Source organism: Pseudomonas sp. BIGb0381, assembly GCF_024809815.1.
Taxonomy (GTDB): Bacteria; Pseudomonadota; Gammaproteobacteria; order Pseudomonadales; family Pseudomonadaceae; genus Aquipseudomonas.
Window position 1 is genome coordinate 54455 of record NZ_JANUEN010000012.1, and the last position, 12732, is coordinate 67186.

Annotated in this window: 13 protein-coding genes; 6 read left to right on the forward strand and 7 right to left on the reverse strand. The window is 60.2% G+C overall.

The window, feature by feature from the left end:
- Positions 1-37: 37 nt before the first annotated feature.
- The 3 genes from ybeY to miaB all read right to left on the reverse strand — a co-directional run bounded on the left by ybeY (position 38) and on the right by miaB (position 3015).
- Entirely contained in the window at positions 38-496 is a 459-nt protein-coding gene (gene ybeY / locus M2397_RS25840) for an rRNA maturation RNase YbeY (protein ID WP_053138075.1), read from the reverse strand.
- Positions 489-1493 carry a PhoH family protein gene (locus M2397_RS25845; protein WP_131700106.1) on the reverse strand — a complete coding sequence of 335 codons (1005 nt, stop codon included), beginning with the start codon at positions 1491-1493 and terminating at the stop codon, positions 489-491. The genes ybeY and M2397_RS25845 overlap by 8 nt, the downstream gene beginning before the upstream one ends.
- 193 nt (positions 1494-1686) lie before the next feature.
- Positions 1687-3015 carry a tRNA (N6-isopentenyl adenosine(37)-C2)-methylthiotransferase MiaB gene (gene miaB, locus M2397_RS25850; RefSeq protein WP_053138071.1) on the reverse strand — a complete coding sequence of 443 codons (1329 nt, stop codon included), beginning with the start codon at positions 3013-3015 and terminating at the stop codon, positions 1687-1689.
- 131 nt (positions 3016-3146) lie between these two features.
- Between miaB and M2397_RS25855 the strand changes: the two genes are divergently transcribed.
- The 6 genes from M2397_RS25855 (at position 3147) to M2397_RS25880 (ending at position 9194) form a co-directional block, all read left to right on the forward strand.
- Positions 3147-3473 (forward strand): DUF1820 family protein, encoded by a 327-nt coding sequence (locus tag M2397_RS25855; RefSeq protein WP_003236992.1) that lies wholly within the window; start codon positions 3147-3149, stop codon positions 3471-3473.
- Between the two features lie 306 nt (positions 3474-3779).
- Positions 3780-5834 carry an FAD-dependent oxidoreductase gene (locus M2397_RS25860; RefSeq protein WP_259244717.1) on the forward strand — a complete coding sequence of 685 codons (2055 nt, stop codon included), beginning with the start codon at positions 3780-3782 and terminating at the stop codon, positions 5832-5834.
- A 38-nt stretch (positions 5835-5872) separates the two neighbouring features.
- Complete coding sequence (locus M2397_RS25865) at positions 5873-6631, forward strand: transporter substrate-binding domain-containing protein (RefSeq protein ID WP_259244718.1); 759 nt, start codon at positions 5873-5875, stop codon at positions 6629-6631.
- 17 nt (positions 6632-6648) lie between these two features.
- A complete protein-coding gene (locus M2397_RS25870; protein WP_145336720.1) occupies positions 6649-7365 on the forward strand; it encodes an ABC transporter permease in 717 nt (238 codons plus the stop codon).
- A complete protein-coding gene (locus M2397_RS25875; protein ID WP_145336718.1) occupies positions 7362-8072 on the forward strand; it encodes an ABC transporter permease in 711 nt (236 codons plus the stop codon). Before M2397_RS25870 ends, M2397_RS25875 begins: the two co-directional genes overlap by 4 nt.
- 9 nt (positions 8073-8081) lie before the next feature.
- Entirely contained in the window at positions 8082-9194 is a 1113-nt protein-coding gene (locus M2397_RS25880; RefSeq protein ID WP_131700111.1) for a succinylglutamate desuccinylase/aspartoacylase family protein, read from the forward strand.
- Here the strand turns inward: M2397_RS25880 and M2397_RS25885 are convergent, their stop codons facing one another.
- From M2397_RS25885 to M2397_RS25900, 4 genes are all read right to left on the reverse strand, one after another.
- Positions 9195-9749, reverse strand: coding sequence for a tetratricopeptide repeat protein (locus M2397_RS25885; RefSeq protein ID WP_131700112.1), 555 nt, complete (start codon positions 9747-9749; stop codon positions 9195-9197).
- Between the two features lie 225 nt (positions 9750-9974).
- The gene (gene hemL, locus M2397_RS25890) at positions 9975-11258 is read right to left on the reverse strand and encodes a glutamate-1-semialdehyde 2,1-aminomutase (RefSeq protein ID WP_131700113.1); all 1284 of its coding nucleotides are present in this window, start codon (positions 11256-11258) and stop codon (positions 9975-9977) included.
- An 18-nt stretch (positions 11259-11276) separates the two neighbouring features.
- Positions 11277-11900 (reverse strand): thiamine phosphate synthase, encoded by a 624-nt coding sequence (thiE, locus tag M2397_RS25895; RefSeq protein ID WP_259244719.1) that lies wholly within the window; start codon positions 11898-11900, stop codon positions 11277-11279.
- Between the two features lie 32 nt (positions 11901-11932).
- Positions 11933-12730, reverse strand: a complete 798-nt coding sequence (locus M2397_RS25900; protein WP_145336714.1) for a hydroxymethylpyrimidine/phosphomethylpyrimidine kinase — start codon at positions 12728-12730, stop codon at positions 11933-11935.
- Positions 12731-12732 lie beyond the last annotated feature (2 nt).

The following is a 12732-nucleotide window of genomic DNA, read 5'->3' on the forward strand; positions in this document are numbered from 1 at the left end:
TTACTCTAAATCCTTTGATGTGACAGTTGAGTGTTGATCAGTTTTCGTCGTCTGCATACGGATCAGGGTGACCCAATTCTGCAAGCAACGTTCGTTCCAGCGCTTCCATTTCCTCGGCTTCTTCATCATCTATATGGTCGTAACCCAAGAGATGCAAGCAGCCGTGGATGACTAGATGGGCCCAGTGAGCCTCGAGTTCCTTGCCTTGTTCCTTCGCTTCACGCTCGACCACCTCGACGCAGATCACCAGGTCGCCCAGCAAGGGGATGTCCAGTAACTCATCGGGTACGTCAGCGGGAAACGACAGCACGTTGGTCGCGTAGTCCTTCTGGCGCCAGGTGTGATTCAGTTCGCGACCCTCGGGCTCGTCCACCAGGCGGATGGTCAGTTCCGAGTCGGCGGTGCGCTGGCGCAGGGCCAGGGCGCACCATTGCCGGAACTGTTCTTCACTGGGGGCGGGCGCTTCGGTGGCCAGCTGCAGGTCAAGCTCAAGCATCGCGGCGAACGTCCTTGGCCGGTGCGTCATCGCGGTGGTCGAAGCGCTCATAGGCTTCGACAATGCGCTGCACCAGTGGGTGGCGGACCACGTCCTTGGGCATGAAGTGCGTGAAGCTGATACCCGGCACATCCTTGAGCACCTCGATCACCTGGGCCAGGCCGGACTTGGTGCCTTTGGGCAGGTCGACCTGGGTGACGTCACCGGTGATCACGGCGGTGGAGCCGAAACCGATCCGGGTGAGGAACATCTTCATCTGCTCGACGGTGGTGTTCTGGCTTTCGTCGAGGATGATGAAGCTGTTGTTCAAGGTGCGGCCGCGCATGTAGGCCAGCGGAGCGATCTCGATCACCTGGCGCTCGATCAGCTTGGCCACGTATTCAAAGCCGAGCATCTCGTACAGCGCGTCGTAGAGCGGGCGCAGGTACGGGTCGATCTTCTGGGCCAGGTCGCCGGGCAGGAAGCCGAGTTTTTCACCGGCCTCCACCGCTGGGCGCACCAGCAGGATACGGCGTACTTGCTCGCGCTCGAGGGCGTCGACCGCACAGGCCACGGCCAGGTAGGTCTTGCCGGTACCGGCGGGGCCGATGCCGAAGTTGATGTCGTTGCCGAGGATTTCCTTGACGTAGCGCTGCTGATTCAAGCCGCGAGGGCGAATCATGCCTTTTTTGGTACGCAAGGCAACGCTGGCTTCGGCCACCGGGTTGTTGGCCAGGTCTTCCACGGCGGACTCCTGCAGGTACAGGTGCACCGTTTCCGGCGACAGTTCACTGCCCTTGGTCTCGCGATAGAGGCGACGCAGCAGGTTTTCTGCAGACGTGGTGTGTTGGGGGTCGCCAATAAGCTCGAACTGATTGCCGCGATTGCGGATCTCGATGCTCAGGCGTTGTTCGATCAGGCGCAGGTGCTCGTCGAACTGTCCGCACAGGTTGGCGAAACGGCGAGCCTCAAAGGGCTCGAGGAGAAAACGATGGGGTTCTGCTATGGGTGCGTTCAAGGTTGCTTTTAGCCGCCCTTTGGCTGTTTAAGTGAAAGAGAGGATAACGCCAGTGACGCGGGTACGAAAGCACTTACGTCATTGGAATGTTGCACGGTTCCAATGTGGGAGGGGGCTTGCCCCCGATAGCGGTGTGCCGGCAATCAATGAGTGCTCTGATTCGCCGCCATCGAGGGCAAGCCCCCTCCCACGCTTATTGCACCAGCGACCCACGCAACGAGTGCGGTTGCGCCGCATCGATGTGCACATCGGCAAATTGGCCGATCAGGGTTGGATTATCGCAACGGAAGTTGACGATTCGATTGTTCTCGGTGCGGCCCTGCAATTCGCCAGGGTCTTTTTTCGAGTAGTCGGTGACCAGGATGCGCTGGATCGAACCGACCATTTGTCGGCTGATCTCGAAACCCTGCTGGTTAAGGCGATGTTGCAGCGCGTTCAAGCGCTCTTTTTTCAGCGCTTCCGGCGTTTCGTCCAACAGGTCCGCCGCCGGGGTGCCTGGGCGCTGGCTGTAGACGAACGAGTAGGAGAAGTCGAAACCGACGTCTTCGATCAGCTTCATGGTCTGCTGGAAGTCTTTCTCGGTTTCGCCGGGGAAGCCGACGATAAAGTCTGAGCTGATGCAGATGCCTGGCACCGCTGCGCGCAATTTGCGCAGTTTGGATTTGTATTCCAGGGCGGTGTGGTTGCGCTTCATCGCCGAGAGGATGCGGTCCGAGCCCGACTGCACCGGCAAGTGCAGGTGCTTGACCAGTTCCGGCACTTCGGCATGGGCCTGGATCAGGCTGTCGGAGAATTCCAGCGGGTGCGAGGTGGTGTAGCGAATGCGTTCGATGCCATCCACCGCAGCGACCACGCGGATCAACTCCGCCAGGTCAGCCAGGCGCCCGTCGTGGGTCAGGCCGCGATAGCCGTTGACGTTCTGGCCCAGCAGGGTCACTTCGCGTACGCCGTTTTCGGCCAGGTGGATGATTTCTGCGAGCACGTCGTCAAACGGCCGGCTGACTTCTTCACCACGGGTGTAGGGCACTACACAGAAGGTGCAGTACTTGCTGCAGCCTTCCATCACCGACACGTAGGCGCTCGGCCCGTCGATGCGCGGCTCGGGCAGGTGGTCGAATTTTTCGATTTCCGGGAACGAGACGTCGACCTGGGGCAGCTTGGTGATGCGTGCGGCGTCGATCATTTCCGGCAGGCGGTGCAGGGTCTGTGGGCCGAAGACCACGTCGACATACGGCGCACGGTCGCGGATCGCGGCGCCTTCCTGGCTGGCCACGCAACCGCCGACGGCGATCACCATGTCGGGGTTGGCCAGTTTCAATTCGCGCCAGCGGCCCAGCTGCGAGTACACACGGTCCTGGGCTCGCTCACGGATCGAGCAGGTATTGAGCAGGATCACGTCGGCATCTTCGGCGCGGGCGGTGACTTCCAGGGCCTGGTGTTCACCCAGCAGGTCGACCATGCGCGAGCTGTCGTACTCGTTCATCTGGCAACCGTGGGTTTCGATATAAAGCTTCTTGGCCATGGGAATCGTCAACTGGTGGTAAAGAACCGCGCATTATAGGGGTCATGCCCATCGGTTCCTAGCGCTGTGCATCGGGTGCCATGCTATAGTTCGCGCCCTCTTTTATATCCCCCATGTGTTCCTCACCCACCATGACCAAACGTGAAGCTCCAATCTATAAGGTGATTTTCCTCAACCAGGGCCAGGTGTTCGAAATGTACGCCAAGCAGATCTATCAAAGTGATCTGTGGGGCTTCCTGGAAGTGGAAGAGTTCGTCTTTGGCGAGCGCACGCAGCTGGTCGTCGATCCGGGCGAGGAAAAACTCAAGGCCCAGTTCGAAGGTGTGGTGCGCAGTTTTGTGCCGATGCATTCGATTGTGCGCATCGACGAAGTCGAGCGCCTGGGCACGCCGAAAATCAGCGAAGCCCGGGGCGTGAGCAATGTCATGCCGTTTCCGATGCCGATGCCTGAAAAGTGAATTTCAACTATTTTGTAGGGCGTTTCTGATTTTGCTCTCTCGTGCATAGACATTTTGTTTGAAAAATAGCAGATTTTGTTTATGCAGAGAGGGCGTCATGAATATACCAATAATAAAGTGCCTCGACGTTTCCCCTGTTTCAGTGGCGTTTTAGTTTCGCTTGTTAATTAATGAGCCGTCAAAAAAGTTTGATTTTGAAGCGCGTGGGCATTAGCGCACTGTTGCACTGTTACGCCACGCTATTAGTTAACGCCGAGTTTCTTTTCACGCAGTCATCAACGGACTTATCTGTTCGGGAGTAGCCTTGTGCGCGATCCTCGTTATGACATTCTGTTTGAACCGGTACAAATAGGCCCGGTTCGCACCCGCAACCGTTTTTATCAAGTTCCCCACTGTAATGGCATGGGCCATGTGCATCCGTCGGCCATGGCCCGTATGCGCGGCGTAAAAGCCGAGGGAGGGTGGGGCGTGGTCTGTACCGAAGAATGTGAGATCAGCCCGCTGAGCGAGTTCTCTCCCTATATAGAGGCGCGTTTGTGGGATGAACGCGACATTCCGGCACTCGCTCGGATGTGTGAGGCGGTCCACGAGCACGGTTCACTGGCCGGCGTCGAGTTGGCGTTCAATGGTTACTCCGCGCCCAACCGCTACAGCCGTGAAATCCCCTGGGCGCCCTCCAATACGCCAGTGCGTGGTTATGACCCCGTGCAGGCGCGGGCCATGAGTCGTGCCGATATCCAGCAGTTACGCGCCATGCACCGCGCAGCCGCCCTGCGGGCGCGGGACGCGGGTTTTGACATCATTTATGTCTATGCCGGGCATGACCTGAGCGTGCCATTCCATTTCCTCACGCCGCGTAATAACCGGCGCACCGATGAGTACGGCGGCCTACTGGAAAACCGCGTGCGCCTGTTGCGCGAATTGATTGAAGACACCCGCGATGCGGTCGGTGATCGGTGCGCCGTGGCGGTGCGCCTGGCGGTGGATGAGCAGATGGCCGGCGGTCTGTGTCGCGAGGGCGAAGGTACTGAAATTTTCTCGATGCTGGCGAACTTGCCGGACCTGTGGGATGTAAATGTCGCCGATTGGGCCAACGACAGCGTCACCGCGCGCTTTGCCTCGGAAGGTTATCAAGAGGCCTTCCTGCTGGGGCTCAAGGCGTTGACTTGCAAGCCGGTAGTCGGCGTCGGGCGGTTCACCTCGCCGGACACTATGGTCTCCATGGTCCGCCGTGGCGTTCTCGACCTCATTGGCGCGGCCCGCCCTTCGATTGCCGATCCTTTCCTGCCAAAAAAGATTGAAGAGGGGCGCGCTGAAGAGATCCGTGAATGCATTGGCTGCAATGTGTGTGTCAGTGGCGATCACACCAGCACGCCTTTGCGTTGTACTCAGAATCCAACCATGGGCGAGGAGTGGCGGCGCGGCTGGCACCCCGAGTCGGTGAAGCGTACGTATGAGCCTGGGCGCGCCCTGGTGGTCGGCGCCGGCCCTGCAGGGCTTGAGTGCGCGCGGATACTGGGCGCGCGAGGGATGGACGTTGCGCTTGTAGACAGCCAGCGCACGCTGGGCGGACGCGTAGCCTTGGAGGCCCGGCTTCCGGGGCTGGCGAGTTGGGCGCGAGTCATCGACTATCGACAGGATGCCTTGAGCCGCCTGGCATCGGTCGAGATATATCGGGAAAGCCCATTGCAGGCCCAGGACATCCTCGACTTTGCTGCCGAACATGTGTTTATCGCCACCGGCTCTCGCTGGCGGCGGGACGGGCTGGGGCGCGCCCTGCGGTGCACCTTACCGGGTCTGGAGTGCCTGCCCGTGCTGACGCCGGACGATCTGATGGCGGGTGTACTGCCGCCTTCACCGGTGCTGCTGTTCGACGACGATCACTATTACATGGGCAGTGTATTGGCCGAGCACTTGGTGGCGCGGGGCGTGGACGTGGTATTCGTCACCCCGGCGGCGGATGCGGCGACGTGGACCCACAACACCCTGGAGCAGCATCGCATCCAGCGTCGGCTGCTGGAGTTGAATGTCACGATCATCCCGTCCCACACACTGGTCAGCGGTATGCCGGAAGGTGTGCTGGCCGGGTGTGTCTATACCGAGCGAACTCGCTTTATTCCAGCAGCGTCCCTGTTGTTGGTCACGTCCCGCGAACCCGAGCAGACGCTGTTTCACGCGTTGAATAACGCGCCCGAGCACCTGCGTGCGGCCGGCATCAGCACGCTGTCGTTGATCGGCGACTGCATGGCACCCGGCACGATAGCCGCTGCGGTCTATTCGGGGCATCGAATGGCACGAGAGTTCGATGCGCCTGCTGATTCTTTATTTGTACGTCGAGAAATTCCGTTGATTGAGGTGTAGCGGTTACTGCTGTTTCATTAATAACGAGGAATACAATAATGAAAAGAATAATCCTGATGTTATTTGCCCTGTTCTTTATAAACGCGCCACTCGTTGCCGACGAATATACGGTAATTCGTTTCGGTGTCGATCCCAACTATGCTCCGTTTGCCTATAAGGACCGGACGGGAACTTTGACTGGTTTCGAAGTTGATATAGGCAATGCTGTTTGCGCACATTTGAATATTCGCTGCCAGTGGGTCGAGAGCGACTTCGACGGAATGGTCCCGAGCCTGAACGCCGGCAAGATCGACGCGATCCTGGCTTCAATGACGGTCACCGAAGCACGGCAAAAGGTGATCGATTTTTCCTCAGAGGTGTTTTCCAGCCCTACTGCCATGGTATTCCGCCCCGGCACTGAGCTGGCCAAGGGTACGGCCGTGGGCTATTTGCAGGGCAGTACTCAAGAAACTTACGCCCGCCAAGTGCTCGTTAAACAGGGCATGAAGGTCGTGGCCTACGCCGATCAGGAGCAGGTCTACGCCGATCTGGTAGCGGGACGTTTGCAGGCTTCGCTGCAGGATGCCCAGCAGGCGCAAAGCGGATTTTTGCGCCTGCCCCAAGGCGCGGGGTTCGTGCTGGGGCCGTTGATTGAAAGCGAACTGATGCCCTCCCAAAGTGCTATCGGTATCGCCAAGGGCAACCACGTGTTGAAAGCCTTGCTAGACAACGGGTTGGCCGCCCTGCACGTCGATGGCACCTATGCCCGGCTGCAAGAACAGTACTTTCCGGGTGTGGATATGTTCAGCGGTCAATGATCGGCGAGGACCCAACCATGCTACCGACCTTCACGCAATTCGCTGCAACCTTGGACGATTTCGCGCCGCTGTTGTTGCACGGTGTCTGGATCACACTGCAACTGGCGTTGTTATCACTGCTGTTGGGGCTGGTATTCGGCCTGGTGGGTGCAGGCGCCAAGCTGTCCGGGTGCAGGGCTTGGCGCTTCTGCGCACAGCTCTACACCACCCTGATCCGTGGGGTGCCGGACCTGCTTTTGATGTTGTTGATTTTCTACGGGGCACAAACCGGCTTGAGTCGTCTGACGCAGGAACTGGGCTGGGCCTACATCGAAATCGACCCTTTCAGCGCAGGAGTGCTCACCTTGGGGTTTATCTACGGCGCCTATTTCACCGAAACCTTTCGCGGCGCCTTGCTGGCCGTGCCTCGCGGTCAGTTCCAAGCCGCCAAGGCCTTGGGCATGACTTTCAGCCAAGCTTTCGTGCACGTGATATTCCCGCAAATGATGCGGTTCGCCCTGCCAGGGCTGGGCAATAACTGGATGGTTTTGCTCAAGGCCACTGCGCTGGTATCGATCATCGGCCTGGCGGATTTGATCAAGGTGGCCCAGGTAGCGGGCAAGAGCAGCCAACAGGTGTTGGCCTTTTTGCTGATGGCGGCATCGGTCTACCTGTTGCTCAGCAGCGTTTCAAGCCTCGCGTTGCGCTGGTTGGCGCGTCGCTACTGCGGCGGTGTGCAGGAGTCATCACGATGATCGAGTTGATCCAGGAGTACTGGCGGCCGTTGCTCTATTCCGACGGTCAACAACTGACAGGCCTGGCCATGACCCTGTGGCTGACCAGTGCCTCGCTGTGTTTCGGCCTGCTGCTTGCACTGCCACTGTCCATTGCCAGGGCGTCCTCCCGGCGCCGGTGGCGTTGGCCGGTGCAAAGCTTCACCTATCTGTTTCGCGGCACGCCGCTGTATATCCAGTTGCTCATCTTCTACACCGGTATCTACAGCATTGCTGCGGTTCGTGAGCAACCACTGCTGGATGGGTTTTTCCGCGAGGCACTGAACTGCACGCTGTTGGCGTTCGCCCTGAATACCGCGGCCTACACCACGGAAATACTGGCGGGTGAGATTCGAGCGATGCCGCGCGGTGAAATCGAGGCTGCGCGGTCCTTGGGGTTCGATGGTTGGAAGCTGTATGTCCACTTGATCATGCCTTCGGCCCTGCGCCGCGCATTGCCCTACTACAGCAATGAAGTGATTTTCATGCTGCATTCCACCACGTTGGCGTTTACGGCCACCGTGCCGGACATCCTCAAAGTGGCCCGGGATGCCAACGCTGCCACCTTCCTGACCTTCCAATCCTTCGGCCTCGCCGCAGTCCTTTACCTGTGCATCACCTTTGCCTTGGTCGGTCTGTTTCGCCTGGCAGAACGGCGTTGGCTGCGCTTTCTTGATCCAGGCCGATAGGAGGCCGATATGCAGGCTCACATACACGAGTTACTGGCGGCTGTGCCGGGTACGGCACGACAGATCCATAGCTTTCATTACGGTCCAGACAATGCGCCTGGCAAGGTCTACCTCCAGGCCTCGCTGCATGCCGATGAGTTGCCGGGGATGCTGGTCCTATGGCATCTGAAGCAACGGTTGGCGCAGCTGGAGGCGGCCGGATTGTTGCGTTGGTCGGTTGTGCTGGTGCCGTTGGCCAATCCGCTGGGGTTGGAACAGGTGCTGATGGACGTGCCTCAGGGGCGCTTCGATAACGATAGCCGGGAGAACTTCAACCGTTTCTTCCTTGATGTGAGCCAGCAGGTCGGTGATTGCGTGCAAGACCTGTTGACCGATGATCCTGCCAACAATCTGCAACTGATCCGTTCCAGCCTGCGGCAAACGCTTGCCTGCCAAGTACCGGCGACGCAGTTGCAATCGATGCGCTTGGTCCTGCAAAGGCTGGCCTGTGACGCTGATATCGTACTGGACCTGCATTGTGATTTCGAAGCCGTGCAGCACTTGTACCTGTCACCGGATTTCTGGTCACAGGTGGAGCCCTTGGCTCGCTACCTGGGCGCCAGGGCATGCTTTCTCACCAAGGAGGCAGGAGGGCAGTCGTTCGATGAGTGCTTTACGTTGTTCTGGGCGCAGATGCAGGCGCGGTTTACCGGGCGCTTTACAGCGCCGGGGTTCGCGGTGACGGTGGAATTGCGAGGTGTTGCCGATGTGGACCACGGGCTGGCGCGGCAGGATTGCCAGGCACTGATTAACTACCTGATTCAGCGCGGAGCCATTGATGGCCATGCGCCGCCCCCGCCGCCATTACTCCACGCGCCGACGCCGTTGGCCGGGGTAGAGCCCGTGATCAGTCCGGTGGGAGGTTTGATTGTGTTTTGCGCGCAGGTGGGCGATTCCCTGGAGGCGGGGCAAGTCCTGGCCGAAATCATTGATCCGATCACCGACCACGTAACTCCGGTCATTTGTACGCGCGGGGGGCTTTTGTATGTTCGGTCACTACGGCGAATGGCTACCGCTGGTATGACGATTGCTCATGTCGCAGGCCCGAAGGCATATCGACAGGGTTATCTGTTATCGCCTTGATCAGGGCAGGGGTGAGAAGGGCGAGCGCCCATCGGCACTCTGCAGCTCCAGCAGGTAGTTGCGGAAAATCTGCCCCAGGACCTGGGTGGCCACTTCCAATTCATCGCGTTGCATGTGCTCGGCGACTTCGTCGGCGGTGTCCAGCGCGTCTTCGGCGCCGTTGACCGCGGCCATTTTCAGCACGATATAGGCCTGGACGTTATTGGCCGGCACGCCTTCGCCTTTGAAGAACATGGTACCCAATTGGAATTGCGCCTGGGCGTGGCCTTGCAACGAGGCTTTCTCGAAGTAGCTCAAGGCTTTGTTGAGGTCACGGGCCGGGTTTTTGCTGTCGTGGTAGTACTCGCCCAACTCGTATTGCGCCTGCGCATCCCCGCCGTCGGCCTGTTTCTGACACGCGCTCAGGGCTTCGGCCTGGCTGTCTGGCTGGGTATTGAGGGTGCAACGACCCATCGCTGGAATTAACAACGAGTTGCCGCCTGCCTGGGCATGTGCCAGCAGCGGCTGAAGGAGCAACAGGCAGCCCAGTACCAGGGCGCGGCCGGTGCGTTTCATGGGAATCGACTTACCTCTGACGGGGCGCGCGGATCCTCTCGGGATCCAATAAGCGCGCATTATGAAATAAGCAGGCCTCTGCTTACAAAGTCTTTACTCGTTTTTCTGCTGCTTGGGCAAGTTATCTGCCGGATTGCAGGTAAATTCTCGGAAAAATAAGGAAATGCCTGTCAGCAAAGTAGCAAACCTGACGCCGCCTACAGCAACGCCAGATTTTTTCAGCGGCTATTTCAGTGCGGCAAACGCGCGCTCGGCGGCATCCAGGGTCAGTTTCAGCTCGGCATCGCCATGGGCGATCGAGGTAAAACCGGCTTCGAAGGCACTCGGCGCCAGGTACACGCCGCCCTCCAGCATCAGGTGGAAGAAGCGCTTGAACAGGTCGGCATCGCTGCCCATCACATCATCAAAGGTGACGATGTCATCGGCGCCGCTGAAGTACAGGCCAAACATGCCGCCCGCTTGCGTGGTCACGAACGGGATACCGGCGGCATCGGCGCGCTGTTGCAGGCCGTCCAGCAGGCGGGTGGTGTAGTCGGTCAGCTCGGCGTGGAAGCCCGGGCGGCTGATCAGGCGCAGGGTGGTCAGGCCGGCCGCCATGGCCAGCGGGTTACCCGAGAGTGTGCCGGCCTGGTACACCGGGCCCAGCGGCGCGATGTGCTGCATGATTTCGCGTTTGCCGCCGAAGCAGCCCACGGGCATGCCGCCACCGATGATCTTGCCGAACGTGCTCAGGTCCGGTGTGACGCCGTAGTGCGCCTGGGCACCGCCGAGGGCAACGCGGAAGCCGGTCATCACTTCGTCGAAAATCAGCACCACGCCGTGCTTGTCGCACTGTTCGCGCAGGCCTTGCAGAAAGCCAGGGGCGGGCGGCACGCAGTTCATGTTGCCGGCCACCGGCTCGACGATGATGCACGCCACGTCCTGGCCGACTTCACTGAGCATCTGCTCGACGGCACCGATGTCGTTGAACGGCAGGGTCAGGGTGTGTTTGGCGAACGCTGCCGGTACGCCGGCCGAGCTGGGTACGCCTTGGGTCAGCGCGCCGGAACCGGCTTTGACCAGCAGGCTGTCGGAATGGCCGTGGTAGCAGCCTTCGAACTTGATGATGCTGTCGCGGCCGGTGAAACCACGGGCCAGGCGGATCGCGCTCATGGTGGCTTCGGTGCCGGAGCTGACCATGCGCACCATCTCCATCGACGGCACGATGCTGCAGACCAGATCGGCCATCTCGGTTTCCATGGCGGTCGGCGCGCCGTAGGACAAGCCGTGTTCCAGTTGCTTGCGCACGGCGTCCAGCACGTCCGGGTGGCTATGGCCGAGGATCATCGGCCCCCAGGAACCGACGTAATCCACGTAGCGCTTGTCATCTTCGTCGGTGACGTAGGCGCCTTCGGCATGCTTGAAAAACAACGGCGTGCCGCCCACGCTCTTGAACGCACGCACGGGGGAGTTCACACCGCCGGGGATGTGTTTCTGGGCATTGGCAAACAGGGTTTCGGAACGAGACATGGTGAGGGCTCTCTGAATTCAGGATTTGATGAGTTCGTTGAAGGCGCGGGCGCGGCGCGTGACTTCCTGGGTGCTTTCGGCACCGAACAGGCCGTGGACCACGGCCAGCAGGTCGGCACCATGAGCCACCAGCGGTCCGGCGTTCTCCAGGGTGATGCCGCCGATCACGCAGATCGGCACATGCAGGCGCTTGCGGGCCTCGGCGAGCATTTCAACGGTGGCGGCCGGAGCGCCCGGCTTGGTGTTGGAATTGAAGAAGCGGCCGAAGGCGACATAACTGGCGCCTTCTTTTGCCGCCTGTTCGGCCAGTTCGATCTGGCCGTGGCAGGTGGCGCCGATGATCGCCTTGGAACCGAGCAGCGCACGGGCCGGCGTCAGTGGGCCGTCGGTCTGGCCCAGGTGCACGCCGACGCCCAGGCGCGCTGCCAAGTCAAAGTCATCATTGATAATAAGCTGGGTCTTGTAGCGCGAGCACAGCTCCCGCAGTTTTTCGGCTTCGCGCAGGCGCCGGGCTTCGTCGCTGCTTTTGTCGCGGTACTGCAGCAGGGTCACGCCACCGTCCAATGCCGCTTCGACGTAGGCGAGGAACTTGCCGGCCAACAGTTGGCTGTCGGTAATGGCGTAAAGGCCACGTAGTTTCATCGGGCAGGCCTCTTGCTTTTAAGAGCAGAAAGTTACGAACAGAAATCCAGCGGCAGACGGCGCGGTACAAACTGGCCCTGGCCGAGTTGTTCAGCGTCACGCAGGGTGCGCCAAGTGTAGTTAAGTGCCGACTGCACCGCACTCACCAGCCCTTCGCCTTGGGCGATCCGTCCGGCCAGGGCGCTGGCCAGGGTGCAGCCCGAACCGTGATAGCTGCCGGGCAGGCGCTGGCAGGTAAAGGTCTGGCGCGTGCCATCACGGCTGTAGAGGCGGTTGTGCACTTCGTGCTCATCGCCATGGCCGCCGGTGATCAACAGATGCTTGATAAACGGCAACAGCTTCTCGGCACATTCGTCGGCGGTGCCCTCGGGCAGCTCGGCGAGGATACGGGCTTCAGGCAGGTTCGGCGTGGCGATCAGCGACAGCGGCAGCAGCCGCTCGCGCATGGCGTAGCCGACTTCGTCCTTGCCCAGGCTGCCGCCGCCGCCGGCACGCAGCACCGGGTCGCACACGACCGGCAGGTGCGGGTGCGCCTGCAGCAGTTCGACCACGGTGTCGACCATTGCGGTAGAGCCGAGCATGCCCAGCTTGACCGCCGCCACTTCGGAGTCGTCGAGTACGGCATTGGCCTGGGCCAGTACCCACTCACGGTCGAGCACGCGGAAATCGCTGACATTGACGGTGTTCTGCACAGTCAGGGCAGTGACGGCCGGAGCCGCGTGGCAGCCTTGGGCGAGCAGGGCTTCGATATCTGCCTGCAAGCCGGCGCCACCACTGGGATCATGGCCGGAGAGACAGAGGACAACGGGGCGAGAGCTGTAGATATTCATGG

Coding starts and splice junctions, on each gene's coding strand:
- M2397_RS25880 (WP_131700111.1), top strand. CDS start 8,082: ATGCAGGCTCACATACACGAGTTACTGGCGGCTGTGCCGGGTACGGCA.
- M2397_RS25855 (WP_003236992.1), top strand. CDS start 3,147: ATGACCAAACGTGAAGCTCCAATCTATAAGGTGATTTTCCTCAACCAG.
- hemL (WP_131700113.1), bottom strand. CDS start 11,258: ATGTCTCGTTCCGAAACCCTGTTTGCCAATGCCCAGAAACACATCCCC.
- thiE (WP_259244719.1), bottom strand. CDS start 11,900: ATGAAACTACGTGGCCTTTACGCCATTACCGACAGCCAACTGTTGGCC.
- M2397_RS25870 (WP_145336720.1), top strand. CDS start 6,649: ATGCTACCGACCTTCACGCAATTCGCTGCAACCTTGGACGATTTCGCG.
- M2397_RS25875 (WP_145336718.1), top strand. CDS start 7,362: ATGATCGAGTTGATCCAGGAGTACTGGCGGCCGTTGCTCTATTCCGAC.
- M2397_RS25900 (WP_145336714.1), bottom strand. CDS start 12,730: ATGAATATCTACAGCTCTCGCCCCGTTGTCCTCTGTCTCTCCGGCCAT.
- M2397_RS25865 (WP_259244718.1), top strand. CDS start 5,873: ATGAAAAGAATAATCCTGATGTTATTTGCCCTGTTCTTTATAAACGCG.
- miaB (WP_053138071.1), bottom strand. CDS start 3,015: ATGGCCAAGAAGCTTTATATCGAAACCCACGGTTGCCAGATGAACGAG.
- M2397_RS25885 (WP_131700112.1), bottom strand. CDS start 9,749: ATGAAACGCACCGGCCGCGCCCTGGTACTGGGCTGCCTGTTGCTCCTT.
- ybeY (WP_053138075.1), bottom strand. CDS start 496: ATGCTTGAGCTTGACCTGCAGCTGGCCACCGAAGCGCCCGCCCCCAGT.